Below are 26996 nucleotides of genomic sequence, written 5' to 3'. Positions count from 1 at the left end.
GTGTTCTATGTCGCGCCGTTACTTCCCGCTCAATGCCGTTGACGCATTTTTGAAAACGGCCCGTCACCTGAATCTTACCCATGCGGCAAAAGAGCTGTGCCTGACCCAGGGCGCGGTAAGCCGTAAAATTGCGGCGCTTGAAGCCTGGTTCGGCTTTCCACTTTTTGAGCGTCATGCCCGCGGACTGCGGCTTTCCCCCCAGGGAAGCGCCCTGCTTCCCGAACTGCAATCCGCCTTTGAGCATCTGCTGACCGTAGCTGAGCAGGCTCGCGCGCAGCAAACCGTGGTGCGACTGAAAGCGCCAACCTGCGCGATGCGCTGGCTGATCCCGCGCTTGTTACAGGTTGAGCGCGAGCAGCCCGAACTGCAAATCGCGCTTACCACCACCACCGATCACAACGTCAATTTCAAAACCGAATCCTACGATGCCGCCATTGTCTTCGGCACGCACATGAGCGCAGGCGATCTGCTGTTTGAAGAAGCGCTAACGCCGGTTCTCAGCCCGTTACGCGCGGGAGCAGAGCTGGAGTCGTTAACTTTCCTGCACCCCACTCGCGACAAAACGGACTGGTCGCTGTGGCTGGCAAAACAGGCGCTTTCCCCCAAAGCCATGCTCAAAAATCAACACTTCGATACGATGGATCTGGCCATCACCGCTGCCATTCAGGGGCTTGGGATCGCCATTGCAGATGAAACGCTGGTGGAAGAGGATATCCGCGCGGGACGGCTGACGCGGCCTTTTGAGACGAGCATTAAAACCGGTGCGAGCTATCGGCTGGTGTTACGCGAGTCCCATAGCCAGGATAACGGACTCGCTGCGTTTCGCTCCTGCCTGCTCAGTCAAGACTGACGTGGTGCTTCATGACCCGTTTGAAGAGACTCATGCGGGCACGCATAAAGCGGTTCTCAAGCCTGAATCCTGCATGTTTATTCACTCCAATCCGTAACAGCACATCCCGACCTTTACGGCAGGCTGGCCAGTGGGTCGGTCCCTGAAGCGTGTCCCGGCTGCTACTGGCTTGATGAGCGAAATTCACCCAGTAGTCAGCTACCTGAGCAGAAAACTGCATATCGCGGGAATTAACATAGTGGCGGGATGGCTCAACCTGCCCCAGCGTATCGAACACGTAAGGCACTTCGTTACCGTGCCAGGCACCGTTGATATAGGTGGCGTGTTCCGCTTCGGCAACATAGTCAAACCAGTACCGCCAGCACGGGGCCCCCACACGCTGCTGCGCCTGCATCACCACGAATCCCATGGTGGTAAATGCCATATCACGGCAAACCTGTCTGCCCAGCTCCTCGTCCCCTTTGACGCCCGGATACAGCAGTTTAATTAACCCGAGGCCGAACCGGCGTTCACGGCGCAGCTTCTGAATTTGCCCGGCAAGGTCGATCCCAAACACCGCCATCACGCTTGCTTCATCGCTGTTTGATCCAATCATCACCGGAACGGGATGCTGGCGGGCGGCGAAGAACACATCGAGCATTGCTTCCGGGAGAACACAATCGCCGACTACAGGTGCCGGGGCGATATTCAGCGGTGAGGTCAGCGGCCAGAACGCCTCGGGGGGAATTGCGCGCAGCTGTTCCGCCGTCGCATTTTCAAAACCGAAATGGGCCGCCAGGGCTTCGCCTTTTTGCAGCGCCTGTGCGCGCGGCGTGTCCGGTAAGGTGTAGCCGCTCTGCACAATCGCTTTATGGAAAAGCCCGCCAGCCAGCGGAGAGGCCAGCAGCGACAGCACGCTCCGCGCGCCGGCAGACTCACCAAACAGGGTTATCGAATTCGGATCGCCGCCAAAGGCCGCAATGTTGTCCCGCACCCAGTTCAGCGCGGCTATCTGGTCCAGCAGGGCAAAATTGTGCACCACCTGTTCCTCTTCCCCGGCAAGGGCCGGATGGGCGAAGAAGCCCAGATGACCAAGGCGATAATTGAGGGTCACCACTACCACATCACGCCTGGCCAGTGCTTTACCGTTATAGGGCGGAAGCCCGCCAGCACCAATGGTAAAACCACCGCCGTGCAACCAGACCATCACCGGCAGCGGCGTGGTACGCGCAACCGGCGACCAGACATTAAGATAGAGACAATCTTCAGAGAACTGACCCGGATCGCCACCGCCCAGCTCCTGACAATACTCGCTGTTTTGCCAGCTTGATGCCGAAAACACCGTAGCAGAGCGCAACCCTTCCCAGGCGGCGGGTGGTTGCGGAGAACGCCAGCGCCACGCACCTACAGGCGGAGCGGCGTAAGGAATACCGCTCCACACGTGTACATCATCATCGGTAAAACCAGCAAGTGCGCCCTGGCGCGTTTCAACCACAGGGGCGGAGGGATTTTGCATACCAACCTTCTTTTTCCGTCACATCCCCGCAGAGTACCGTTTTCAGAGCAAACCGCAACGGTGTTTACTGCGCGCTTCCGCCTCCTGATACAGCGTAAATTCGTCATATACCGTACAACCGAGCGCGGCTTCAAACGCATCGCGGCTGGCGTTACCGTGGCTGCGCGCCTGGGTTTCATTCCCCAGATTGGACTGGAATATTCCTGCCGCACTCACGGGCAGGAAATCTTCGTAGGTAATCGGCTGCGCGACCACCCATCCCCGTTCGATCAGCGGCTGCGGATCGTCACCCGGTCGGAACGCCTGGCGATGCGCTTCCCCCGCGGGGGTGAGACGGTAGCGGAAATAAGCCAGCTCCTGACGACGCAGGAACATTTCGCTATCCGGGAAGGCGCTGAAAACCTCTTGCAGGTGCAACTGGTGTGTCAGATTGTCTTTCCCGGTACCGGCCTGCCCCAGAAGACTGTCGTACAGCTCACGGCCTTTCGGCGTCAGCGCCACACCACGCTGCTCGATTTCACCAAAGCGGGCAGTATGGGTTCCCAGATGTTCACCGGAAAAAAGCACCGGCTCTTCCAGCGCCTTGAAACTGGTCTGACGCAGTAAAATCGGCACTTCGCGGCGCGGCGGCCCTTCAATCAGGATTTTAGGTTCAATGCCATATTTCGGCATCAACTCCTGGGCGCGGTCGATATCCAGCGTACGAGGCGTAAGGTGGTTGATATGGCAGCCCGGGAAACAGACCACATCGGCAATCAGCCGGTGTTCATTGCTCAGCGCAAGATACGTTTCCTGATCAACCGTGGCATGGCGATGCCAGCGGAAGGTTTCAATCGCCTCTTTCACAAACTCGCGTGCCTGCGACTCTGTAAAGCCCCCTTCTGACTCATGCAGTTCAATCAACGCCAGACAGCGCGGGGTAAAGATATTCCGGCTCGCCAGAATTTGCGCGGCACGTTCCCGCAGCGCGACGTTTTCAATCAGCTCCAGTCGCAGCAGAGAGGTAAAAATACGAAACGGATTTCGGGACAACGCCTCATCATCAATCGGCCGAAACGCCGTTGAATGGACGGGTACGCCCGCCTGAGAAAGGTCGTAATAGCTGACCGGGAACATCCCCATAATCGCAAACATCCGGCGCAGCGTGGAGAGCTCAAGCGCTGTGCCAACGCGGATCGCACCGTGCCGTTCAACGTTCAGGCGCGCCAGTTCATCTGCGTTCGCCAGTTGTTCATGTAACAGGGGATTATTTTCCAGAACGGCCAGGTTAACGTCGGCAACCAGTTCAAGTAACGTGCCGTACTGCGGAACTTCCTGCTGGTACATCGCCGACATAGCCTGCGAAAAGTGTTCCCGAATATCATCAGCCGTGATGGTGTTCGCCATGATGTCATGCCTCCAGTGAATATTACCTGGAGTGTAGAGAAGCCCGTTCTGGTTGGCGGGAAGAATTTACAAATTGTGATCCAGGCAGATGAGTGGTTAAAGGCTGTACTTTCGGGTGTGAATTCAGGTTATTGCGTGCGGGAGTGAAAATGGGTCAGTTGAAAAACAGCTTGTAACTCAAATAGATCAAATGTTAAAAATATTTTGCTATCAGGTTATCAAAATTAAACAACTTAACTTGTCACCCGCATCGCTCTGTTTTTAACATCGCCTATGGAAAAAAATGGTCTGTTCAGTCAGCGCATACGCTTGCGCCATTTGCATACATTTGTGGCCGTCGCTCAACAGGGAACGCTGGGGCGAGCGGCTGAAACCCTTAACCTAAGTCAGCCCGCACTGTCGAAAACACTCAACGAGCTGGAACAACTTACCGGAACCCGGCTGTTCGACAGAGGACGCCTGGGCGCACAGCTCACGCTCGTGGGCGAGCAATTCCTGACTCACGCAGTGAAAGTGCTGGATGCCCTCAACACCGCAGGCCAGGCGTTAAACCGTAAAGACGATCACACCAGCGAAATTGTTCGCGTGGGCGCTCTGCCAACGGCGGCGCTGGGCATTCTGCCTGCCGTTATTGGCCAGTTTCACAAGCAGCAAAAGCACACCACGATTCAGGTTGCGACCATGAATAACACCATGCTGCTGGCAGGACTCAAATCTGGCGAACTGGATCTGGGGATCGGCCGGATGTCCGACCCGGAACTGATGACGGGCCTTAACTATGAACTGTTGTTCCTGGAATCGCTCAAGCTGGTGGTTCGGCCGAACCACCCGTTGTTGCAGGATACCGTCACCTTAAGCCGCGTGATGGAGTGGCCGGTGGTGGTGTCACCAAAAGGTACAGTTCCGCGTCAGAACGCCGAAGCGTTGTTACAGTTACAGGGCTGCACTCTGCCAACCGGCTGTATCGAAACCCTGTCGGCCTCACTTTCACGCCAGCTGACGGTCGACTTCGACTATGTGTGGTTTGTGCCTTCAGGTGCAGTAAAAGACGATTTACGCCACGGCACGCTTACGGCGCTGCCAGTCACATCGCCAGGCGCGGGAGAGCCAATTGGCATTCTTACCCGCGTTGATATCCCGCTTTCAACAGGCACACAGACGCTGCTCAGCGCCATCCGCAAGTCAATGCCTGCCTGATTCTCCCTTTGTACCCTTTCCTTTCACCCGCCGTCACGGCGGGTTTGTTCTATTCTCTAATCAAATAATGCGAAATCTTTCATTAACAATTGCGTAAAACAATTTAACAGTTTTATCATAGCCGCGAATTCACCAAATGGTTCGCAGACTATTTGTTACCTGTGAATTCATGCGCTACTTAAGCAATCAGAAGCGTAGAAACCATCATAACCCTCGTCTTTATTTACCCATTTGGTACAGATGCCGCACAGCACAGACCTGAAAAGACGAGAGTATTTAAGGAGACAGAAATGGCATTTGGCAGCGCGCCGCGCGGGTTACCTCGTATCCTGCAGTGGCTCCTTGCCGGATTGATGGCACTCATCGGTCTGGCAGTCGGCGGCTTGGGCTTCAAGCTCGCCACAGTAGGCGGAAGTTGGTACTTCCTGATAATGGGCGTGGTAATGCTGATTGCCGCAGGCCTGATTTTCACCAACCGCAGCAGCGGTATTGTGCTTTACGCCATCGCGTTTATTGCGTCACTGTTCTGGGCCGTCAGCGATGCGGGCTGGGATTTCTGGCCGCTCTTCTCGCGCCTCTTCACCTTCGCGGTGCTGGCGTTCCTGTGCGCGATTGTCTGGCCTTTCCTGCGCGCCGCAAACAGCAATGCGCCCGTCAGAAAATGCGCGCCATTTGGCATCGCTGCGGTGCTTGCCGTTGCCATGCTGGCAAGCTTTGGCTGGATGTTTAAACCGCAGACGCTGGTTACCGCCAACGAGCCGGTTCCGGTTAAACCTGTCGCCCCTGGCGAGCAGCAAAAAAACTGGGAGCACTGGGGTAACACCACCCATGGTGACCGCTTTGCCGCACTGGATCAGATCAACAAACAGAACATCGGCGATCTGAAAGTCGCCTGGGTTGCCCATACGGGCGATATCCCGCAGAGCAACGGCTCCGGTGCTGAAGATCAGAATACCCCTCTCCAGGTTGGCGACACGCTATATGTCTGTACCCCGTACAGCAAAGTGCTGGCGCTGGATGTAGATTCCGGTAAAGAAAAATGGCGCTACGATTCCAAAGCCACCGCGCCAAACTGGCAACGTTGCCGTGGTCTGGGTTATTTTGAAGATCACGATAATGTGACAACGTCACAGGCAGAAACACAGCCTGCGGCCTGCTCCCGTCGTCTGTTCCTGCCAACCACCGATGCGCGTCTGATTGCTATCAACGCCGACAACGGCAAAGTCTGTGAAGACTTTGGCGACCACGGTATTGTTGACCTGAGCGTGGGTATGGGTGATATCAAACCGGGTTACTACCAGCAAACCTCTACGCCACTTGTGGCGGGTAATGTGGTGGTGGTCGGTGGACGCGTGGCCGATAACTTCTCCACGGGCGAACCGCCGGGAGTGGTGCGCGCTTATGACGTTCACACCGGTAAACTGGCATGGGCATGGGATCCGGGTAATCCGAACCTGACCGGCCTGCCGCCGGAAGGCCAGACCTACACGCGCGGTACGCCGAACGTCTGGTCTGCGATGTCTTACGACGCAAAACTGAACCTTATCTATCTGCCAACCGGTAACGCCACACCAGATTTCTGGGCGGGTGAACGTACCGCGCTGGATGATAAATACAGCTCGTCTATCGTCGCCGTCGATGCAACCACCGGCCAGGTGCGCTGGCACTTCCAGACCACACACCACGACCTGTGGGACTTCGACCTGCCATCTCAGCCGCTGCTGTATGACCTGCCAGACGGTAAAGGCGGCACCACGCCTGTGCTGGTTCAGACCAGTAAACAGGGCATGATCTTCATGCTCAACCGCGAAACGGGTAAACCTGTTGCGAAGGTTGAAGAGCGTCCGGTTCCTGCCGGCAATGTGGAAGGCGAACGTTACTCCCCGACTCAGCCGTACTCCGTAGGGATGCCGATGATCGGCAACCAGACGCTGACGGAATCCGACATGTGGGGTGCCACACCGGTCGACATGCTGCTGTGCCGTATCCAGTTTAAAGAGATGCGTCATCAGGGAGTCTTCACCCCACCGGGTCTTGACCGTTCATTGCAGTTCCCGGGCTCGCTGGGTGGCATGAACTGGGGTAGCGTTTCCGTTGACCCAAACAACAGCCTGATGTTCGTGAATGATATGCGCCTGGGCCTGGCGAACTACATGGTTCCGCGTGCAAACGTGGCGAAAAACGCCAGCGGTATTGAAATGGGTATCGTGCCAATGGACGGTACACCGTTCGGCGCTATGCGTGAGCGTTTCCTGTCCCCGCTGGGTATTCCGTGCCAGAAACCACCGTTTGGTACCATGTCCGCGGTGGATCTGAAAACCGGTAAGCTGGTGTGGCAGGTTCCGGTCGGCACCGTGGAAGACACCGGTCCGCTGGGGATCCGTATGCACATGCCTATCCCAATCGGGATGCCTACGCTGGGAGCATCGCTCTCTACACAGTCTGGCCTGCTGTTCTTTGCCGGTACCCAGGACTTCTACCTGCGTGCGTTTGATACCGCAACCGGGAAAGAGATCTGGAAAGACCGTCTGCCAGTTGGCAGCCAGTCTGGCCCGATGACCTACGTGTCACCGAAAACCGGCAAGCAGTACGTCATCATTAACGCAGGTGGCGCACGTCAGTCACCGGATCGGGGTGATTACATCATCGCGTATGCGTTGCCGGATAAACAGTAAGACATGAAAAAAGGGACCAAATGGTCCCTTTTTTTGCCCGGTGGCGACTCAGAACGTTTCCCAGTTATCCCCGGATACAGCAGCAGCGGGACGCAATGGCGCGCTTTTAACAGCGGGCGAAGACGCTACCGAACGGCTTGCCGTTGCTCCGTTCAGACGAAACGCGCCAACAGCCTCGGTCAGACGTGCGCCCTGTTCTTCCAGAGACGCTGCCGCCGCAGAGGCTTCTTCCACCAGCGAGGCGTTCTGCTGGGTCACTTTATCCATCTCAGAGATAGCCTGGCTCACCTGCACAATGCCACGGCTTTGCTCATCGGACGCCGCTGCAATTTCCAGCATGATGTCGGTGACGCGCTTAACGGCTTCAACGATTTCATTCATGGTGTTACCTGCGGCAACCACTTCGCCAGAGCCCTGGTCAATCAGCGACACGGATTCGTTGATCAGGCTTTCAATCTCTTTCGCCGCGTTCGCACTGCGGCTTGCCAGCGTACGGACTTCACTCGCCACCACCGCAAAACCGCGACCCTGCTCACCGGCACGCGCGGCTTCTACTGCGGCGTTCAGCGCCAGGATATTGGTCTGGAAAGCGATGCTGTTAATCACTGCGGTGATTTCAGAGATTTTCTTCGAGCTGGTAGAGATATTACCCATGGTTTTCACCACGCCGGACACCATCTGGCCGCCACGGCTGGCTTTACCGGAGGCATCTTCCGCCAGTTTGCTGGCATGGTGGGCGTTATCGGCGTTCTGCTTCACGGTAGCGGTCAGCTCCTCCATGCTGGCTGCCGTCTGCTCAATGGCTGCCGCCTGCTGCTCGGTGCGTGAAGAGAGATCGGTGTTACCGGCAGAAATCTCGCTGGTACCGCGATAGATCTCTTCCGCCCCCTGGCGAACCGTGCCCACGGTCGTCACCAGCGAGTGCTGCATGGTTTGCAGGTCACGCGTCAGGCGGCCAATTTCGCTGCGTCCAGTGGCGTCGTCCGGCATCGTCAGGTCGCCTTTGGCGATATTTTCAATGCGCTTAGCGGCACGCTGAAGCGGATTAATCACCGTACGACGCAGCACGATAAATGTCATCGCCGTCAGCACCAGCGCCAGCGCAAAGGCGCCGACCATAAACATCAGCCCCAGCTGCGTGCGGGTGTGCGCCTGCGCCGTCAGCGCATTTGCTCGGTCGGTACGGATTTTAATCGCCTTCATCAGCACGTCGTTATACCCGTCATCCAGCGGACGTGCGGTTTCGTTTTCGTGGTTGATAATGGCCTCAAACATACCGTTTTTGGCATATTTCAGCATCGGCTGGAGGCCAGCGATGTAGGCGTCGTAACGCGCTTTCAGATCCGCGTCCAGGGCTTCATCTGCCGGCGTGCGAACCGCGCGATTCATATACGAAGCAAAACTTTCCTGGGATTGCTTAATCCGCGTTTCAGCTTCGTGGATGTTCTGCTTCATCGCATCCATTTCAGCGATACGGCTCGCCGCACCCGCGTGGATCATATTGATACGGGCAGTGCGTAAGTGGTTTGAACTGTTCGATAACCCCAGACGTACCTGGATTTCGGATGTGACATCCTGCTGATCGGTGTCAGCTTTTAACAGGAAGTAACCCGCCAGACCGGAGCTCAAGGCAAACAGAAGAATAATGCCACCGAGAATGGAGGAAAACAGCGGAACCAGCCTGATGTGATGCAAGAAGCTCAGCTTGTGCTGCGCCTGCATCGAAGTTGTGTTGTCCATGACCGTCGACTCTCTTATAGGTAAGATGCGTAAAAACACGCCTGTAAAATAGTCATCGGCACTGCGGGGAATTAGATTACGGCTAAAATCGCCAGCCAGGTCACAGTTTAGAGAAGATTATTAAAGAAATGCCAGCGGTAAAAACCGCTGGCAGAATAATTAGTTGTCGCCGAAATGGATGACGGTACGAATGGATTTACCTTCGTGCATCAGGTCAAACGCTTCGTTGATTTGCTCTAACGGCAGACGGTGGGTAATGAACGGATCAAGCTGAATTTTTCCGCTCATGGCATCTTCAACCATACCCGGCAGTTGAGTACGGCCTTTTACGCCACCGAACGCAGAACCACGCCATACGCGCCCCGTCACCAGCTGGAATGGACGAGTGCGGATCTCCTGACCTGCACCGGCCACACCAATGATGATGCTTTCGCCCCAGCCTTTATGACAGCATTCAAGCGCAGAACGCATTACGTTAACGTTACCGATACATTCGAAGCTGAAATCAACACCGCCGTCGGTCAGCTCAACAATCACGTCCTGAACCGGCTTTTCGTAATCTTTCGGGTTCACGAAATCGGTCGCGCCCATTTCACCGGCCAACTTGAATTTTTCCGGGTTGGTATCCACCGCAATGATACGACCGGCTTTTGCCTGCACCGCACCCTGGATAACCGCCAGACCAATACCGCCCAGGCCGAACACCGCCACGGTGTCACCCTCTTTCACTTTCGCCGTATTGTGAACCGCACCGATACCGGTGGTCACACCGCAACCCAGCAGACACACTTTATCCAGCGGCGCCTGCGGGTTTACTTTTGCCAGAGAAATTTCGGCGCACACGGTGTATTCGCTGAAGGTACTGGTGCCCATGTAGTGATAAATTGGCTCGCCGTTGTAAGAGAAACGGGTTGTTCCATCTGGCATCAGCCCTTTACCCTGGGTGGCACGCACGGCCTGGCAGAGGTTGGTTTTGCCGGATTTACAGAACTTACACTCGCCACATTCTGCGGTGTACAGCGGAATCACATGATCGCCCGGTTTCAGGCTGGTAACCCCTTCGCCCACTTCAACCACAACCCCGCCGCCTTCGTGGCCGAGCACCGCCGGGAATACGCCTTCCGGGTCGTCACCTGACAAGGTGAATGCATCCGTATGGCACACGCCGGTGTGAGTGATTTTGATTAAGACTTCGCCTTTCTTCGGCGGTGCAACGTCAATTTCGACGATTTTCAACGGCTGGCCGGGGCCAAATGCGACAGCAGCGCGAGATTTCATAATGTCTTTCCCTTGTTGTGAGGTCTGTGGGTTTATTTTAGATAAGAGCGCAGTAAATGGCCGACTTCTGCCATTCTGACTGCCCGCTGGTCAGGGGTTGTCTCCCCCGTCACCAGCTCATCTTTGAGGTGAATTTCGACCATTTCCCCCATCAGACCATTTGCAGCACCGCGCACGGCGGCGATTTGTTGCAGGATGGCCAGACAGGGTTCGCCGGATTCCAGCGCGCGTTCCAGGGCGTCAACCTGCCCACGGATGCGCCGGACGCGAGTGAGGATTCGTTTTTTATCTGCGGGTGAATGCGGCATACGCCCTCCTGATACTATAGGGGGGTATTGTATCGTGTAATGCAACTTTATGTAAATCGTTTTCCAGTTTTATAGTGACTTGAGCGCAACTAATTCATTTTCATGAATTTTTTCACCCTTGATCGTTTTAACCGATCGATAAGCCAGTATCGATCGATGATATCCATTTTAAATGGATGGTTATATTTTGTATTCTTTATAAAGTTTATGCGGCAGATGCCTTAAGGGTCTGAAACCTCATATTGCCACCATATTTCATGCATTCCGCTCAATAAATAGTGGTGTTTTTTTGCACCCAAAATTTGAGGTGAAATCACCAGTTAAATCATACTAAAAATATGAATATAAGGGATTAAAAGTGAAGAGAGTAGCGATATACAGAAACCAGCTATTTAAATCATCAGAGACATTTATTGTTAATCAGGCTCTTTCCATTAAAAAATTCAAAGTAGAGTTTGTCGGCAGAGAAACAATAAACACCTCACCATCCCCTCTCTTTGATGTCACCACTTCAGCAGCGGATAAATTTCAGGGAATGCACCAGGCAGTGACTATGTCACCAGGAAAATTATTACGTTTGACCAAAGAGAATCCTCCTGACATTGTTCACGCACATTTCGCCATAGATGGGCTCTATGCTCTGCAATACGCGAAAAAACTTGATGTCCCCCTGTTCACCACGCTTCATGGTTTCGATGTCACTATATGTAGAAAGAACCTCCTTTTGTCAAAGTCACCATCATGGATTAATTATGCCCTCTTTCAGAACCGGTTAAAAAGGGACGGTAAAATGTTCATATGTGTTTCCGACTACATAAGATGTAAGGCTTTAGAGGCAGGGTTTAAAGAAGCAAAAACACTCACGCACAGAATAGGAATTGATACTGAGAAGTACCAAACTAATGGTCTGGAGAAAACCAGTAGAACTATTATCCATATTGGCAGGCTTGTGGAAAAAAAAGGGACTGAAGTACTAATTGATGCAATAAACGTCATCAAGCACAAGCTTAATGGCTATCAGTTACATATTATCGGCGATGGACCTTTGAGGAACTATCTGGCTGCAAAAATCAAAATTCTTAAACTGAGTGAACACATCAAACTCCTTGGTGAAATGTCTCACTGTGCCGTGATAGAAAAAATAAAAAACGCTTCCATAGCAGTTGTCCCAAGTGTGCAAGCAAAATCTGGTGATTGCGAAGGTTTACCCACTGTGATCATGGAAGCCGCTGCATTTTCTTTACCCGTCATCGGAACATTTCATGCAGGTATACCCGAAGCCATTATTGATGGCACAACCGGATATCTTGTAGAAGAAAGGGATCCGGTCAGTCTCGCACACAGAATTTTGCATCTTATCGAATCAGAAAAATTACAACAAACTATGGGGGCTGCTGGGCGAGAACTCATTGAAAGAGAATTCAATCTTTCCGTTCAGACTGCAAAGTTAGAAAAAATGTATGAAGCATTTTTATAACAGGCATAACAGGAATCTACAGATTGCGATCTTTTTTGAACACCGAACGGACCAAATGACCCATGGCTCTTCTTTTTAAAACTCATCAATACGGGGCATCTTCAATCTCTGCGGCTCTGTTGCTCAGGGTCGCTTGCTGATGCGATGCGCACCAAACCAGTGGTACTTGAATACTTTCAACCCTGAATTGTCCACGTTCAGTAATCGCTAAACCCCGTATCGTCAGTATTCACTTTCCAGCAAAATGCTGTAATATGCGACTTATTGCGATATTTTGCAGGATTAACCGCAGATGCATAAAACCGCTCGTCAGAAATACTTGCTTGATATCATTAGTGAACATGGTCAGGTCAGTATCAGCGACCTCGTTGAAAAGTTGCAGGTTTCTGCGGACACCGTTCGCCGGGATCTTACAGACCTTGAGAATCAAGGGCTGGCGCAGAAGAACCACGGTGGCGCTATTGCGCTCGATCTCTCGGCGATGAACCGCAAGGGCAGGAATACGTTACTGCCCAAAACCAAGCAGCAGCTTGGTAAAAAGGTCGCAGAGAGCGTGCCCGCAGGCTCAACTCTGTTTCTTGATGCGGGAAGTACGGTAATGGCCGTCGCCACCTTTCTTCAGGGACCACTGAAAGTCATCACCACTTCGCTGGATATCGCCCAGCACTTCAGCGATCGCGCAGACATTGAACTCATTCTGCTCGGGGGCCAGTGGGACCAGAAACAGCGCCTGTTTGCCGGCAGCGCCACCCTTTCGATACTGTCACGCTATCGTGCGGATATCGCCATTCTTGGCGCCTGCGCCATCCATCCTCAGCTGGGTTTGAGTGCCAGCAAAGAAGCCGATGCCGACGTAAAACGGGCCATGCTGGCAGCCAGCCGTGAGCACTGGATCGTTGCCGATCACCTGAAACTCAACCACTGCGAGCCCTATCTGGTGTCCGGGTTAGCCGACATTCATCAATTGTTCTTAGATCGTCCCTGGGCTGAGCTTGGGGACAACAGCGCACTGCAAGTCACTATTGCAGATGCTTAATAACGTGGAGATGGTCATGAATAAAGTTGTCGCTCGAAACGGTAAGACAATCAACATTGCGCTGATCGGCTATGGGTTCGTGGGTAAAACCTTCCACGCGCCGCTGATCCAGTCCGTCGATGGCCTGAAGCTGGCGGTTGTCTCTTCCCGCGACGAAGAAAAGGTCAAACGCGATATCCCGGATGCCATCGTGGTGGCCACGCCTGAAGAAGCTATTCAGCACCCGGATGTTGATCTGGTGGTGATCGCCTCTCCTAACGCCACTCACGCGCCGCTGGCAACGCTTGCCCTGAACAGTGGTAAGCATGTGGTGGTGGATAAACCCTTTACCCTCGATATGCAGGAAGCGCGCGATCTGATCGCACTGGCAGAGGAAAAACAGTTACTGCTGTCAGTCTTCCATAACCGCCGCTGGGACAGCGATTTCCTCGGTATTAAGCAGGTTATCGAGCAGGGTAAAATCGGCAAAGTAAAGCATTTTGAGTCTCATATCGACCGATTCCGCCCGGAAGTTCGCGTGCGCTGGAGAGAACAAAACGTGCCTGGCAGCGGCCTGTGGTTTGATATCGGGCCACACCTGATTGACCAGACGTTGCAGCTGTTTGGCCTGCCGCAGTCCGTGCAGGGCAATATTGCCACCCTTCGCGCTGGTGCGGAAATTAATGACTGGGCGCACGTGGTCTTAAATTACCCGGAACATAAAGTGGTTCTGCATTGCAGTATGCTGGTTGCCGGCGGCACGTCGCGCTTTACGGTTCACGGTGATAAAGCCAGCGTGGTTAAAGCCAGAATCGACCAGCAGGAAGCGCAGCTTCTGGCAGGCGTCATCCCTGGCAGCGAGACCTGGGGTGAAGACAGCGACAGCATGGTGCTGTTTGATGCCAACGGTGAGTCGCACACGGTTAACACACCAAAAGGCGATCAGCGTCAGTATTACATCAACGTGCGCAATGCCCTGAACGGTGAAATCGAGAACCCGGTTCACCCGGTTGAAGCGCTGGCGGTGATGGCCGTGCTGGAAGCTGCTGTCACCTCTTCCGAAACCGGCACCACGCAGCCGCTGGCATTAACCGCGGGCGAGCGGGCTCACCTGCAAAAATAATCCCTGCGGTAACCTGCGGTTTTCCGCAGGTTACCCTCACCGCGGAAGCGGTTTACCGGCGGTTTCTTTCGCCCGCATTACCGTCAGGAAAGTGACTAACGCAGCGGCAATGACGTACCCGGCAGGAGAAAATGGATTGCCGGAGGTCTTCATCAGATACACCGAAAACCAGGGTGTGAACCCACCCAGTACCGCCACCACAATATTTCCGGCCAACGCTATCCCACCAAAACGCACGCGGGTTGGAAAGAGCTCCGCCATTGCCGCACTGCTCGCACCATCAAACGCCGCAATAAAGACCCCAAGGATCAGCATTGCCATCATCGCAGACGCTATCTCCCCGCGCGCCATCAGCATCATGGCTGGCAGGGTAAAAACGATTAATCCACCACATCCCACCAGCATCAATGGTTTACGCCCCACACGGTCGGATAACCAGCCCATCAGCGGCACCAGAAGGACAATCGCAAATAACCCCAGAGTGGTTATCGCGTAGGCATCCCGCTGCGAATAGGCCATTGCACCCGAAAGATAGTGAGGAACAAAGGTTTGCAGCGTCCAGTGCCCCACCGCCTTGATGACCATAAAGCCGGTACAGAACAGCAGTGCACTCCGTGAGTAGGTCACCACAGAATGAAGGGGTGCTGCGTCGGTTTTGCCGCTTTTCAGCGCTGCCAGAAATTCAGGAGAGTCCTGAAGGTAATTGCGCAGATACAGGCCAATGATCCCGAGCGGGCCGGCTACCAGAAATGGAATGCGCCAACCCCAGTCATTCATTGCGCGTTCACCCAGCACAGCCGTCAGGAGGAACACCAGTCCGGAGCCTGCGACAAACGCCAAAAACCCGAAGCTGTCTATCCAACTGGTGAAATAGCCGCGGCGATGAGCTGGCGCGTATTCGGCCAGAAATGTGGTCGCCCCCGCGCTTTCACCGCCAACGGCAAAGCCCTGCACCAGGCGGATGAGCACCAGTAAAATGGTGGCGCTTATCCCCAGTTGCGACCAGGTGGGTAAAATCCCCATCGCGAAGGTAGAACCCGAGGTGAGCAAAATGACCATGGCCAGCACTTTCTGCCGGCCGATACGATCCCCGAGCGAGCCGAAAAACAGCCCGCCAAGCGGGCGCATAATGAACCCTGCGCCAAACACCGCAAATGATGAGAGCAACGCGACACCCGGGCTATCGGTATGAAAAAACTGCATCCCAATAATCCCCGCCAGCGTGCCGTACAGGCCAACATCAAACCATTCGACAAAATGGCCGATACCGGTCGCGAGGAGTACCTTGCGCGGTTTACCCACAACGGGTGTCACTGACGTTTCTTCGGCATCATGCGCAGCAGCGTATTGTCTTTCCAGAAATAGTGGTGCGCCAACGCCGCCAGGGCGTGAATAGCGATCAGGAAATACCCGAGGTTTGCCAGAATGGAATGCCACTCTTTAAGCGAGTCTACCAGGTCAAAATTCGCTTCTGCCGCGTGCGGCATCACCAGCCCGAAGGCATACCAGTCGTTGCCACGGAAATACATCATGGTCAGGCCAATAACCGGCAGCGCCATAAACAGCAGGTACACCGCCAGATGCCCGAGGTGGGATAACCCGATGATCATGGCCCTGGGTTTTGGCTGGATTGGCGGCGCCGGATGTTTAAGGCGTACCAGCAGACGCGCGCACATCAGTACCAGAATCGAGATCCCGCAGGAGACGTGGATCATGTTGATTGCTGGACGGGCGGTTCGCGGGAAAAAGCCCCTGAACTCCATGGCGCAATAGGCCACAATGACCAACATAAACACCAGCCAGTGAATGCCAATTTGCAGGCCCGTATATTTAGTGCGCATATGATTTCCTGAGATAAAACGAAATTACGGCCAACATAACCAGCTTTACTTAAAAATTCATTAACTTTTCTGTATGGTTTTTCAAATGCTTCGCGACGCATGACATATCTTTAATTGCCTGCGCGGGTTTCATGGTCTAAGCCTGGATGAGTTCAGACTGTCGCTTCGACAGATTCACCAGGAGAAAACCATGAGTAAAATTGGTATTAACGGATTTGGTCGCATTGGACGTCTTGTATTGCGTCGCCTTCTCGAAACCCAGGACAGCAACACCGTGGTCGCCATTAATGACCTCACCTCTCCCAAAGTTCTGGCCTATCTGCTCAAGCATGATTCTAACTACGGTGGTTTTCCGTGGAGCGTGGATTTCACGGAAGACTCGCTGATTGTCGACGGGAAATCTATTTCGGTGTATGCCGAAAAAGAGGCGCAGCATATTCCGTGGAAGGCTGCGGGCGTGGATCTCGTCGTGGAATGCACCGGTTTTTATACCTCAGAAGAGAAATCAAAAGCGCACCTGAATGCGGGCGCTAAAAAAGTGCTGATTTCTGCCCCTGCGGGCGAGATGAAAACCATTGTGTTCAACGTCAACGACGACACCATCACTGCCAGCGATACCATTATTTCCGTGGCATCCTGCACCACCAACTGCCTGGCGCCGATGGCGAAAGCGCTCCACGATGCATTCGGCATTAAAGTGGGGACGATGACCACTATTCACGCCTACACCGGGACACAAGCGCTGGTCGATGGCCCGCGCGGTAAAGACCTTCGCGCCTCACGCGCGGCGGCGGAAAATATCATCCCGCATACCACGGGTGCCGCCAAAGCGATTGGGCTGGTGATCCCGGCCCTGAGCGGCAAGCTGAAAGGCCACGCCCAGCGCGTGCCGGTCAAAACTGGCTCTGTTACCGAACTGGTGTCCATTCTGGATAAAAAGGTCACGGTAGAAGAGATCCACCAGGCGCTGAAACAGGCCACGAAGGATAACGACTCGTTTGGCTACACCGATGAAGAGATCGTCTCATCCGATGTTATCGGTTCACATTTTGGTTCAGTGTTTGACGCGACCCAGACGGAAGTGACGGATGCAGGGGATGTGCAGCTGGTGAAAACCGTTGCCTGGTATGACAACGAATATGGCTTCGTCACCCAACTGGTACGCACGCTGGATAAATACGCCGCGCTGTAAAATAAAACCCCCTCTTCGCAAAGAGGGGGTTTTCACTTATGACTGCAAATAAACCACCTGAGTTTGCAGGTACTCGTTCAGACCATGTTTCCCGTCGGCCCCACCAATCCCGGACTTACGCCAGCCCGCGTGGAAGCCCTGCATTGCTTCAAAGTTTTCGCGGTTGATATAGGTTTCGCCAAACTTCAGCCCTTTGATGGCTTTCATCGCCACGTTCAAATCCTGCGTATAAACAGAAGACGTCAGTCCGTAATCGCTGTCGTTGGCCATCTTCAGCGCCTCTTCCAGGGTGTCGAAGACCACTACGGGCAGCACCGGGCCGAAGGTTTCTTCGTGCATGATGGTCATCTCCTGACGGACATCCAGCAGCAGCGTTGGCGGGTAGTAATAGCCTTTGCCCTCAACCGCTTTACCGCCAAGCACCACTTTTGCTCCTTCCTGCACCGCACGCGCCACCTTTTGCTCCACACGCTCAAGCGCGGCGGCATTAATCAGCGGCCCCATCGCAATATCATTGCGTTCGGCCGGGTTGCCAAACTGCACAGCTTTCATCGCCTCGCCCAGACGGTTCACAAAGCGGTCGTAAATGCCCTTTTGCACATAAACACGCTCGGCGCAGTTACACACCTGCCCGGTGTTAATCACGCGTGAATCCACAATCGCCTTCACCGCCAGCTCCAGGTTCGCATCGTCCATCACGATAGCCGGCGCTTTACCGCCCAGCTCCAGGCCAACCTTAGTGATGTTTTTCGCGGCGGCGGCCATGATTTTCTCACCGGCACCGACGCTGCCGGTCATGCTCACCATCGCCACTTTCGGGTTGCCTGCCAGCTCCTGGCCCACGGTTTCACCGCGCCCCAGCACGAGGTTAAACACCCCTTTCGGCAGGCCGATTTCATCCACAATTTTGGCAAAGGCAATGGCGTTATTCGGGGTGAACTCGCTCGGTTTGATAACGATCGTGTTGCCGGTCAGCAGCGCTGGCGCGAGCTTGCGGGCAATCAGGAAGAACGGGAAGTTCCACGGCAGAATGCCGGTGGTCACGCCAAGCGCGCGTTTGAAGACCAGGATATTCTCGCCGGGTCTGTCGCTCTGGATGATTTCCCCTTCGTAGCGACGCGCCCACTCGGCCATGTAGTCGATATAGTCGGCAGTAAACGCCACCTCAACCTCAGCCAGTTGCTGAATTTTGCCGCCTTCGGCAACAATTAAGGCGCTAATTTCACTGGCACGCTCGCGAATACCTGCCGAAATTTTTCGCAGCCAGTTGGCTCGCTGAATCGCAGGCAGTGCTTCCCAGTCAGCCTGGGCGCGGTCGGCGGCATCGATAGCTTTACGCGCGTCTTCAGCGCGACCATCGGGAATACGGGAAATGACCTCTTCGGTTGCCGGGTTGATCACATCAATCCAGGCATCACCCTGCCAGGCAACAAACTGACCATCAATATACATCGGATGTTGTACGGGTACTGTCATGACCTGCTCCTGTAATTACACTGTTTTTGACAAGTAAATTTATTGTTAAAAACTACAATCACAGTGCAGCATTCCTACCCTATCGCGCTGTTTTTGTGAGATATCTCATAAAAGAATCGCGTCAGCAGATTTTTATAATTACAAATTGGCAACATAAATTGCCCGTTTGCGGAAAACCCTGCGCAAACGGGCATAAGGTTAGATAAGCGAGCGGCTGGTCAGGGCGTCGGTCAGAATGGTGTCACGGCGTAACGTCTCCCATGCCCTGAGTACCGCATAAGGGAAATCAACGTGCGCGATAAAGTCACGTCCGGCAGGGCCATATCCGTTGGCATCATCAAATAGCCGGGGCAGCTCTCCCAGTACCAGCGACAAATAGCGGTCGACAGGCCACACGCCTTCGCCACCACCGCTGAATACCAGCCCCTTATCGCTGTTTTGCAGCTGCGGGATAAATCCCGGGTGGCTAATCCATTGCGGAGAAACCGGCTCATCGCGGCAGACGCGGGCAAAGGTCGCCATTGTGCGTCGTTGCATCGTCGGATCCTGAACCACCAGCACATGCTCAGCCAGAGGGAGCTGCTGCTTCATCATATTCCAGCTAAAGCGGGCATTTTCGCCACAGTTAGTTGACTGATCGTCAACCCGGATATTCTCACGCGGAACCTGCCAGAACTGGCGCGCCACATCAGCGAGGATGGTGGCTTCCGCCCTGCCCGTGGTGGCAATAGTGTGGTAGCGAGGGTGATGCGCAATCCCGGCATACAGAAACGACGTGGAATGGCCGATCCCACCGCTAATTAACAACGGGACATTTATTGCCGCGGCAAACCGACAGGCAGCATCAATGGTCGGGATGACCGCATTTCCCGCCAGCACCACAAAATCAACGTTCTGCGCCGCTTCGCGCGTTCCGACATCATCCTGCGCCAGCCATTCACCCACGGTGTTGACTGCGGCCAGTGTGTCGTCCGGCAAACACGGAAAGATCGCCCGATTCATTGTGTACTCCTTATGCGCTTTTCTGTTCAGGGTAGCGGTTTTTTCCTGACAAAACAGAGGAGCACTCTGAAAGCAGGGACAGCAAAACTCACTCGATCTGTCATCTTTCTGAAATAACCAGAAACATCCAAAAATCGGCGGGTTGCACCTGCATTTTATGCTTTTAGTGACAATGTATACAAAAGATCATGCCACTCATGTTGCTAATAAAAGCACCAGGCGCTGCTTATTTCGCCGTGATCTGACCAGTGTCAGACCCTCACCGCTTGCCAAATTCAACATCCAACTCTAAGTTGCTTAACAATTTCACAACCTTTTACTTTCTACAGGTTGCACCTGAAGCGCGCCAGGTGACACCTCTTTCATCATCTACTTGGCGGGGTTAGTAGTCATGACACAACATGAAAGTACGACGACAGTATTACGAAAAAACAAAAAAGTCTTAATCGCGAGCCTCACCGGCAGTGCCATTGAATGGTTTGACTATTTTCTCTACGGCACGGCAGCCGCACTGGTGTTTAACAAGATCTTCTTCCCGATGGTCGACCCGGTCATTGGATTGATTCTTTCCTATCTTTCATTCTCATTAACCTTTTTCATCCGCCCTATTGGCGGCGTTATCTTCGCCCACATCGGGGACCGTATCGGGCGTAAAAAGACACTGGTGTTAACCCTGTCGCTAATGGGAGGTGCAACCGTGATGATTGGCCTGCTGCCGACCTACGAGATGATTGGCATGTGGGCGCCTGCTCTGCTGATCCTGATGCGTATTATTCAGGGGATGGGGATCGGCGGCGAATGGGGTGGCGCGCTGTTGCTGGCTTACGAATATGCACCGGAAAAACGCAAAGGTTTCTTCGGCAGTATTCCGCAGGCAGGCGTGACCATCGGAATGCTGATGGCGACCTTTATCGTGTCGCTGATGACACTGTTCAGCGAAGAGGATTTCCTCTCCTGGGGCTGGCGTATTCCGTTCCTGTTAAGCTCCGTGCTGGTGCTGATTGGCCTGTGGATCCGTAAAGATATCGACGAAACGCCTGATTTTAAAAAGGTGAAAAAATCGGGCCAGGTTGCCAAAGCGCCGCTGCGCGAGACGCTGAAACACCACTGGCGCGAAGTGCTGATCGCCGCCGGACTGAAGGTTGTCGAGACGGCACCGTTCTATATTTTCTCCACCTTCGTGGTCAGCTACGCCACCACCACCCTGACCTTCCAGAAATCTCAGGCTCTGGAGGCAGTCACGCTGGGCGCACTGGTGGCAACCATCATGATCCCGCTAATGGGGCTGTTGTCTGACAAAATTGGTCGTCAGCGGATGTATGCGGTGAGCGTCTTTATCCTCGGCTTGTTTATCGTGCCGTGGTTTATGTTACTCAACACCGGCACAACCTGGGGCATTGTGACTGCCACAGTTATCGCCTTTGGCGTGTTGTGGGCACCGGTGACCGCCGTGCTGGGCACCCTGTGTTCTGAAATTTTCAGTGCCAACGTCCGCTACACGGGTATAACGCTGGGTTATCAGTTAGGTGCTGCGCTGGCGGGTGGTACTGCCCCGCTGATCGCCACCGGTCTGCTGGCGAAATACGATGGTGACTGGGTGCCAGTGGCCTGGTATCTGGCTGTCACCGTAGTGATTTCATTGATTGCAATCTTCTGTGCCAGCCGCGTGAAACGTGGCCCGTCTATCCAGGCGCAACCCAACGAGATGTGATCCTCAGGCGGCCCCTCTCGCGGGCCGCTCTTTTTCCTTACCCGCCCAATCAACAAACAATTAACATACGATAATCATATTCACTTGAATTATGATTTGCGTCAGACGTAGAATCATTAGCCCACTAACTATTCAACTTTTCCAAAGGTAAACGAAGTTATGCGCCTGCCTCAACGCGATCCTTATGCTCCTCGCGAGTGGCAGCCACACGAGAAACCCGCCCTGCTGGGTTCACCCTCTACGCCGATCCACAGCACGCCCCGGCGTATTGCTTATGGTGTTGTCGGTTTACTGGTCTGTTTGACCGGGGCTCTGGGAAATGCGGTTGTCACTGCCAACTTGCAGAACTTACAAGGTACGTTTGCCGCCTGGTCGACCGAAATCGCCTGGCTGCCGGCCGTGTACGTCATGACCAATGTTTCCATCAACCTGCTGCTGGTGAAATTTCGCCAACAGTACGGTCTGCGGGCGTTTACCGAAGGGTTTCTGGTGCTGTATGTGCTGGTGACATTTTTCCACCTGTTTGTGAACGACCTCAGCTCTGCGCTAATGGTGCGCGCCGCGCACGGCATGGTGGCTGCCGCGCTCAGTTCTCTGGGGATTTACTACCAGATCCAGGCCTGGCCCGCGAAGCATCGCCTGAAAGCGCTGACCATCGGCATCACCGGCTCGTCACTCGCCATCCCGATTGCCCGCCTCTTCTCTACCGAGCTGCTACAGCTGGATGAGTGGCGCGGTCTCTATTTCTTCGAGCTTGGCCTGGCGCTGATATCCCTGGCCTGCGTGATGGCGCTGAAACTCCCGCCAGGCGATCGCAAAAAGGTCTTTGAAAAAAAGGATTTTATTACCTTTATCCTGCTTGCTCCGGGGATGGCGTTGCTGTGTGCCGTGCTCTCTTTAGGCCGTCTCGACTGGTGGTTTGAAGCGCCGTGGATCGGCTGGTCGCTGGCGTTGTCGCTGGTGCTTATTGTGTCAGCGATCGTTTTCGAACATAACCGCAGCAACCCTTTGCTCAACACCCGCTGGCTCTCGAGCGGCAGTATTGTTCGCCTGGGGCTGATTATGCTGCTGATCCGCATTGTGCTGGCGGAACAGAACACTGGGGTGATCGGCTGGCTCCAGTACGTCGGTCTGCAAAACGAACAGATGACGCATCTGGCATGGTCCATTTTTGCCGGGATCGGATGTGGGATTGCTGCCAGTTGCCTGACAATCAAGCCCACTAAGCTTGCCTGGCCGATTATCACCTCGCTGGTGCTGATGATAGTCGCGTCTTTACTGGACAGCCAGTCCACTAATCTTACCCGCCCGGATCAGCTGATGCTGAGCCAGTTCCTTTTAGGCTTTGGCAGCGCATTTTTCCTGGCACCGGCGATGCTGGCGGGAATTGGCGGCGTAATTGCCGACCCGCGTAATCTGGTCAGTTTTTCGGTGCTGTTCGGCATGAGTCAGAACATCGGTGGCTTGTTAGGCTCCGCCATTCTGGGGACCTTCCAGACCTGGCGCGAGAAATATCACTCCAGCCTGCTTGCCGACCAGCTCACTACACTTAACCCACTGGTCAACGACCGTATTCAGGCTTACAGCCAGTTGTACCAAAGCCAAATCGGCGACAGCGCCTTACTGGGCACACAGGCGATTACCCAACTTCAGACGGTCACAACGCTTGAGGCAAACATTCTGGCGTACAACGACACTTACCTGCTCACGGCGAGCATTGCCGCCGCCACGCTGGTGTGGATTTTATGGCGCTTGTTGCGCCTGCGCATCACCGCCCGTATGGCATTGAAAAAAGCCACTGGTAACAAATAATTGAGATAAACAAATGATGTTTCTGGAGATGTTATGAGTCAGCAGGATGCCGCCAGCGGGCAGGCGAATACCCGCAAAAATGTGCGCATTGTTTCTGTTTTTACCGCGGCGGCCATCGGCATCGTCGGGGTTTTGGTTATCCTGTATGCCTGGCAGTTGCCGCCATTTACGCGCAGCTCGCAGTTTACCGATAACGCCTACGTGCGCGGCCAGACAACCTTTATCAGCCCGCAGGTGAACGGCTATATCACCGAAGTGAAGGTACAGGACTTTGTGCAGGTCAAAAAAGGCGACCTGCTGTTGCAAATTGATGACCGCATTTATCGCCAGCGCGTGCATCAGGCGCAGGCACAGCTGGCGATGAAAATTGCCGCGCTGAATAACAACCTGCAACAGCGTAAAAGCGCCGAGGCGGTGATTGCACGTAACGATGCGGCGCTGAAAAACGCCCGCGCCCAGAGCCTGAAGACCCAGGCAGATTTAAAGCGCGTGAAGGATTTAACGGCAGACGGCTCGCTCTCCATTCGTGAACGCGATGCCGCGCTGGCGAGCGCTGCACAAGGCAGTGCGGATATCGACCAGGCAAAAGCAACGCTTGAGATGTCGCGTCAGGATTTGCAGACGGTGATCGTCAATCGCGGATCGCTGGAAGCCGATGTCGAGAACGCCAAAGCCGCCCTTGAGCTGGCGCAAATCGACCTGCAAAACACTCGCATCGTCGCCCCGCGCGACGGGCAGCTTGGGCAAATCGCCGTGCGCCTGGGGGCCTATGTCACCGCAGGCACGCACCTCACCACGCTGGTTCCGCCGCAGCACTGGGTGATTGCCAACATCAAAGAGACGCAGCTGGCGAACCTTCGTGTTGGGCAATCGGTGAAATTCACCGTCGATGCCTTAAACGGCAAGGCCTATCAGGGCCGGGTTGAAAGCATCTCTCCGGCTACGGGTGTCGAATTCAGCGCCATTACGCCGGATAACGCCACGGGTAACTTTGTGAAGATTGCCCAGCGTATTCCGGTGCGCATCGAGGTACTCGGCAAACCTGAAGAGTCGGCGTTATTACGCCCAGGGATGTCCGTGCAGGTGACCATCGACACCCGGGAGGCGAAACAATGACGCTTCGCCCGATTGCAGGTTTGCTGCTGGCTTTACTGCTGGCAGGCTGCCAGTCCGTAGATGTCGCCCCGGCCAAATCGTCACTGCACATCCCTTCCCAGTGGCGTGCTGAAGCCGGCCCCGCCAGCCCGGCGGAGCAGCTCTGGTGGCGCAATTTTCACGACAGTCATCTGAACCGCTATGTCGATGAAGCACTGAAGAATAACAGTGATGTATTAATTGCCCGCGAGCGCATTAACGAATATCAGGCGCGCGTCTACGCAGCCGACGGTAGCCTGTTCCCGTCGCTGGATGCCGGTGTGACCGGTGCGCGGGCGCGTTCGCAGTCTGCCGCGACCGGGCTGCCCATCTACAGCACGCTGTATAAAGGTAGCCTCACTGCCAGTTATGATGTGGATCTCTGGGGAGTGAATCGCAGTACCGCCAGAGCAGCTGAAGCCTCTCTTGAGGCACAAAAAGCGGCGGCCGCCGCAGCCGACCTGACCGTGGCCTCGTCGGTGGCATCGGGTTATGTCACCCTGTTGTCTCTTGATGAACAGCTTCGCGTGACTGAAGACACGCTGAAATCCCGTGAACAGGCCTTTAAACTGGCAACCCGACAGTATCAGACAGGCTACAGCTCGCGGCTGGAGTTGATGCAGTCGGATTCGGAGCTACGCTCGACGCGGGCGCAGGTCCCGCTTTTGCAGCACCAGATTGCGCAGCAGGAAAACGCCCTGAGCCTGTTGCTTGGCAGTAACCCTGGCAGCGTGGCGCGCAGCGAGAATTTTGAATCTCTTACGCCGCTGCACTTGCCCTCACAACTGCCCTCAACATTACTCAACCGCCGTCCGGACATTGTGGAGGCCGAACGACAGCTTCTTGCTTCCGACGCCACTCTTGCCGCCTCACGTGCCAGCCTGCTGCCGTCGATCAACCTGACGGCCAGCGGATCGATTCAGGATCGTACATTATCCGGCCTGCTGGATAACCCACTGCAACTCTGGAGCGTGGGCGGCAGTATTCTGGCCCCTATCCTTAACCGCCAGGCGCTGAATGCCCAGGTTGATATTTCCCAGTCGCAGCGCAACCAGGCGCTGTACGGCTATGAACAGACGGTGCGTAACGCCTTTCGCGAGGTGAACGACAGTCTGGATGCGATTACGCGCTATCAGGAACAGTTGACAGAGCTTCAGGCGCAGCAGGATGTGGCGCAGGAAACGTTACGGATCGCGCAAAACCGCTATAACAACGGCTATTCTTCCTATCTGGATGTGCTGGATGCTCAGCGAACGTTGTTCTCGGTACAAACGAGTGTGGTGCAGGTAAAAAATAACCTGCTGCTGGCGCAGATAGATTTGTATAAAGCGCTGGGCGGCGGATGGGTCAGTGCCTGAAAACCTGCCCGGTGGCGCTTTGCTTACCGGGCCTACATATCGCCCCGTAGACCGGGCCAACCGGTGATTACCCCTCAGGAGTCAATCTATGCAACAACAGTGGTCTGCCGTAGATAATTTCATGATTTCTTGTCTTATCCCTCAGGACGACGTGCTCCAGCAGGTACTTGTAAACAATAAACGCGCTGGTCTACCGGAACATGATGTCGCCGCCAATCAGGGACAACTTCTGGCGCTGTTTGTCCGTATGACGCAGGCAAGGCGTGTTCTGGAAATCGGCACTCTGGGTGCATACAGTTCAATCTGGATGGCGCGCGCCCTGCCAGCTGACGGGCAGCTCATCACCCTGGAAGCAGACCCGACACATGCCGATGTCGCCCGACAGAATATTCATCTGGCAGGTCTGGACACGCGTATCACCTTGATTGAAGGCCCTGCGCTGACATCACTTGAAAAGCTGGGTGATGTTCTGCCGTTTGATCTGATCTTTATTGATGCCGACAAGCCAAATAACCCGGGTTATCTGGAGTGGGCGCTGCACTATTCCCGCCCGGGCACGTTGATTATCGGCGATAACGTGGTACGCGACGGCGAAGTGATTAACGGGCAAAGCGACGACGCGCGTGTACAGGGTGTGCGACGGTTTATTGAGATGATTGGGGATAACCCACGTTTAACCGCCACCGCGTTGCAAACGGTGGGGGTTAAGGGGTGGGATGGGTTTACGCTGGCGATGGTGAATGGGTGAAGGTCTGTGCGGCCTGATACCCTCACCCCGGCCCTCTCCCTGTGGGAGAGGGTTGGGGTGAGGGGGAACATACAGCTCAGGTGGTCATTCCGTTCACTTTACGTTCCTTGCTACTCTGTCACCCCATAACACGTGAACGTGCCAGGGTGGCTCACCGCCACCACCCTGGCGACCCGGG

21 protein-coding genes are annotated in these 26996 nt (G+C 54.6%); 12 read left to right on the top strand and 9 right to left on the bottom strand.

What is annotated here, in order from left to right; translation table 11 throughout:
• The first annotated feature begins 7 nt into the window (after nt 1-7).
• Nucleotides 8-850: a LysR family transcriptional regulator gene (locus tag M987_RS16485; protein WP_014070239.1), complete on the top strand. Its 843-nt coding sequence runs from the start codon at nt 8-10 to the stop codon at nt 848-850.
• Here the strand turns inward: M987_RS16485 and M987_RS16480 are convergent.
• A complete protein-coding gene (locus M987_RS16480) occupies nt 837-2345 on the bottom strand; it encodes a carboxylesterase/lipase family protein (RefSeq protein ID WP_014070238.1) in 1509 nt (502 codons plus the stop codon). The genes M987_RS16485 and M987_RS16480 overlap by 14 nt on opposite strands.
• 42 nt (nt 2346-2387) lie before the next feature.
• Nucleotides 2388-3731, bottom strand: a complete 1344-nt coding sequence (gene hglS, locus M987_RS16475; protein ID WP_014070237.1) for a 2-oxoadipate dioxygenase/decarboxylase HglS — start codon at nt 3729-3731, stop codon at nt 2388-2390.
• Nucleotides 3732-4004: 273 nt separating this feature from the next.
• Here hglS and M987_RS16470 point away from each other — a divergent pair, with 273 nt between their 5' ends.
• Nucleotides 4005-4928: a LysR substrate-binding domain-containing protein gene (locus M987_RS16470; protein ID WP_014070236.1), complete on the top strand. Its 924-nt coding sequence runs from the start codon at nt 4005-4007 to the stop codon at nt 4926-4928.
• A gap of 290 nt (nt 4929-5218) precedes the next feature.
• On the top strand, nt 5219-7603 hold the full coding sequence (locus tag M987_RS16465) for a glucose/quinate/shikimate family membrane-bound PQQ-dependent dehydrogenase (protein ID WP_014070235.1): 2385 nt from the start codon (nt 5219-5221) through the stop codon (nt 7601-7603).
• A gap of 48 nt (nt 7604-7651) precedes the next feature.
• Here M987_RS16465 and M987_RS16460 read toward each other — a convergent pair whose 3' ends face one another.
• The 3 genes from M987_RS16460 to M987_RS16450 all read right to left on the bottom strand — a co-directional run bounded on the left by M987_RS16460 (nt 7652) and on the right by M987_RS16450 (nt 10929).
• A complete protein-coding gene (locus M987_RS16460) occupies nt 7652-9343 on the bottom strand; it encodes a methyl-accepting chemotaxis protein (protein ID WP_014070234.1) in 1692 nt (563 codons plus the stop codon).
• Between the two features lie 159 nt (nt 9344-9502).
• Nucleotides 9503-10621 carry an S-(hydroxymethyl)glutathione dehydrogenase/class III alcohol dehydrogenase gene (locus M987_RS16455; protein WP_014070233.1) on the bottom strand — a complete coding sequence of 373 codons (1119 nt, stop codon included), beginning with the start codon at nt 10619-10621 and terminating at the stop codon, nt 9503-9505.
• A 32-nt stretch (nt 10622-10653) separates the two neighbouring features.
• Nucleotides 10654-10929 carry a metal/formaldehyde-sensitive transcriptional repressor gene (locus M987_RS16450; RefSeq protein ID WP_006175178.1) on the bottom strand — a complete coding sequence of 92 codons (276 nt, stop codon included), beginning with the start codon at nt 10927-10929 and terminating at the stop codon, nt 10654-10656.
• A gap of 358 nt (nt 10930-11287) precedes the next feature.
• Between M987_RS16450 and M987_RS16445 the strand changes: the two genes are divergently transcribed.
• From M987_RS16445 to M987_RS16435, 3 genes are all read left to right on the top strand, one after another.
• Nucleotides 11288-12406 carry a glycosyltransferase gene (locus tag M987_RS16445; protein WP_064555885.1) on the top strand — a complete coding sequence of 373 codons (1119 nt, stop codon included), beginning with the start codon at nt 11288-11290 and terminating at the stop codon, nt 12404-12406.
• A 292-nt stretch (nt 12407-12698) separates the two neighbouring features.
• A complete protein-coding gene (locus M987_RS16440) occupies nt 12699-13442 on the top strand; it encodes a DeoR/GlpR family DNA-binding transcription regulator (protein WP_014070232.1) in 744 nt (247 codons plus the stop codon).
• Nucleotides 13435-14544: an oxidoreductase gene (locus M987_RS16435; RefSeq protein ID WP_245551570.1), complete on the top strand. Its 1110-nt coding sequence runs from the start codon at nt 13435-13437 to the stop codon at nt 14542-14544. Before M987_RS16440 ends, M987_RS16435 begins: the two co-directional genes overlap by 8 nt.
• 36 nt (nt 14545-14580) lie before the next feature.
• Here the strand turns inward: M987_RS16435 and M987_RS16430 are convergent, their stop codons facing one another.
• Both M987_RS16430 and cybB read right to left on the bottom strand, forming a co-directional pair.
• A complete protein-coding gene (locus M987_RS16430; RefSeq protein ID WP_014070230.1) occupies nt 14581-15858 on the bottom strand; it encodes an MFS transporter in 1278 nt (425 codons plus the stop codon).
• Complete coding sequence (cybB, locus tag M987_RS16425; protein WP_014070229.1) at nt 15855-16385, bottom strand: cytochrome b561; 531 nt, start codon at nt 16383-16385, stop codon at nt 15855-15857. Before cybB ends, M987_RS16430 begins: the two co-directional genes overlap by 4 nt.
• A 190-nt stretch (nt 16386-16575) precedes the next feature.
• On the opposite strand from cybB, the gene gap reads away from it, so the two are divergent.
• Nucleotides 16576-17577 carry a type I glyceraldehyde-3-phosphate dehydrogenase gene (gap, locus tag M987_RS16420; RefSeq protein WP_014070228.1) on the top strand — a complete coding sequence of 334 codons (1002 nt, stop codon included), beginning with the start codon at nt 16576-16578 and terminating at the stop codon, nt 17575-17577.
• A gap of 36 nt (nt 17578-17613) precedes the next feature.
• Here the strand turns inward: gap and aldA are convergent, their stop codons facing one another.
• Nucleotides 17614-19053, bottom strand: coding sequence for an aldehyde dehydrogenase (aldA, locus tag M987_RS16415; RefSeq protein WP_014070227.1), 1440 nt, complete (start codon nt 19051-19053; stop codon nt 17614-17616).
• A 198-nt stretch (nt 19054-19251) separates the two neighbouring features.
• Complete coding sequence (locus M987_RS16410; protein WP_014070226.1) at nt 19252-20055, bottom strand: YdcF family protein; 804 nt, start codon at nt 20053-20055, stop codon at nt 19252-19254.
• Between the two features lie 391 nt (nt 20056-20446).
• Here M987_RS16410 and M987_RS16405 point away from each other — a divergent pair, with 391 nt between their 5' ends.
• The 5 genes from M987_RS16405 (at nt 20447) to M987_RS16385 (ending at nt 26818) form a co-directional block, all read left to right on the top strand.
• Complete coding sequence (locus tag M987_RS16405; RefSeq protein WP_014070225.1) at nt 20447-21766, top strand: MFS transporter; 1320 nt, start codon at nt 20447-20449, stop codon at nt 21764-21766.
• A 159-nt stretch (nt 21767-21925) separates the two neighbouring features.
• Complete coding sequence (locus M987_RS16400) at nt 21926-23578, top strand: MFS transporter (protein ID WP_014070224.1); 1653 nt, start codon at nt 21926-21928, stop codon at nt 23576-23578.
• 33 nt (nt 23579-23611) lie between these two features.
• Entirely contained in the window at nt 23612-24694 is a 1083-nt protein-coding gene (locus M987_RS16395) for an HlyD family secretion protein (RefSeq protein ID WP_014070223.1), read from the top strand.
• Complete coding sequence (locus M987_RS16390) at nt 24691-26070, top strand: efflux transporter outer membrane subunit (RefSeq protein WP_014070222.1); 1380 nt, start codon at nt 24691-24693, stop codon at nt 26068-26070. The genes M987_RS16395 and M987_RS16390 overlap by 4 nt, the downstream gene beginning before the upstream one ends.
• A gap of 88 nt (nt 26071-26158) precedes the next feature.
• Entirely contained in the window at nt 26159-26818 is a 660-nt protein-coding gene (locus tag M987_RS16385; protein WP_014070221.1) for an O-methyltransferase, read from the top strand.
• Nucleotides 26819-26996 lie beyond the last annotated feature (178 nt).

Origin of the sequence: Enterobacter soli ATCC BAA-2102 (assembly GCF_001654845.1) — a bacterium.
GTDB lineage: Bacteria > Pseudomonadota > Gammaproteobacteria > Enterobacterales > Enterobacteriaceae > Enterobacter > Enterobacter soli.
Note: the sequence above shows the minus strand (reverse complement) of the source record. Positions and strands in the feature narration are given on the sequence as shown.

Coding starts and splice junctions, on each gene's coding strand:
- M987_RS16455 (WP_014070233.1), bottom strand. CDS start 10,621: ATGAAATCTCGCGCTGCTGTCGCATTTGGCCCCGGCCAGCCGTTGAAA.
- M987_RS16435 (WP_245551570.1), top strand. CDS start 13,435: ATGCTTAATAACGTGGAGATGGTCATGAATAAAGTTGTCGCTCGAAAC.
- M987_RS16470 (WP_014070236.1), top strand. CDS start 4,005: ATGGAAAAAAATGGTCTGTTCAGTCAGCGCATACGCTTGCGCCATTTG.
- gap (WP_014070228.1), top strand. CDS start 16,576: ATGAGTAAAATTGGTATTAACGGATTTGGTCGCATTGGACGTCTTGTA.
- M987_RS16460 (WP_014070234.1), bottom strand. CDS start 9,343: ATGGACAACACAACTTCGATGCAGGCGCAGCACAAGCTGAGCTTCTTG.
- M987_RS16480 (WP_014070238.1), bottom strand. CDS start 2,345: ATGCAAAATCCCTCCGCCCCTGTGGTTGAAACGCGCCAGGGCGCACTT.
- hglS (WP_014070237.1), bottom strand. CDS start 3,731: ATGGCGAACACCATCACGGCTGATGATATTCGGGAACACTTTTCGCAG.
- M987_RS16405 (WP_014070225.1), top strand. CDS start 20,447: ATGACACAACATGAAAGTACGACGACAGTATTACGAAAAAACAAAAAA.
- aldA (WP_014070227.1), bottom strand. CDS start 19,053: ATGACAGTACCCGTACAACATCCGATGTATATTGATGGTCAGTTTGTT.
- M987_RS16400 (WP_014070224.1), top strand. CDS start 21,926: ATGCGCCTGCCTCAACGCGATCCTTATGCTCCTCGCGAGTGGCAGCCA.
- M987_RS16390 (WP_014070222.1), top strand. CDS start 24,691: ATGACGCTTCGCCCGATTGCAGGTTTGCTGCTGGCTTTACTGCTGGCA.
- M987_RS16465 (WP_014070235.1), top strand. CDS start 5,219: ATGGCATTTGGCAGCGCGCCGCGCGGGTTACCTCGTATCCTGCAGTGG.
- M987_RS16385 (WP_014070221.1), top strand. CDS start 26,159: ATGCAACAACAGTGGTCTGCCGTAGATAATTTCATGATTTCTTGTCTT.
- M987_RS16410 (WP_014070226.1), bottom strand. CDS start 20,055: ATGAATCGGGCGATCTTTCCGTGTTTGCCGGACGACACACTGGCCGCA.
- M987_RS16485 (WP_014070239.1), top strand. CDS start 8: ATGTCGCGCCGTTACTTCCCGCTCAATGCCGTTGACGCATTTTTGAAA.
- M987_RS16440 (WP_014070232.1), top strand. CDS start 12,699: ATGCATAAAACCGCTCGTCAGAAATACTTGCTTGATATCATTAGTGAA.
- cybB (WP_014070229.1), bottom strand. CDS start 16,385: ATGCGCACTAAATATACGGGCCTGCAAATTGGCATTCACTGGCTGGTG.
- M987_RS16450 (WP_006175178.1), bottom strand. CDS start 10,929: ATGCCGCATTCACCCGCAGATAAAAAACGAATCCTCACTCGCGTCCGG.
- M987_RS16395 (WP_014070223.1), top strand. CDS start 23,612: ATGAGTCAGCAGGATGCCGCCAGCGGGCAGGCGAATACCCGCAAAAAT.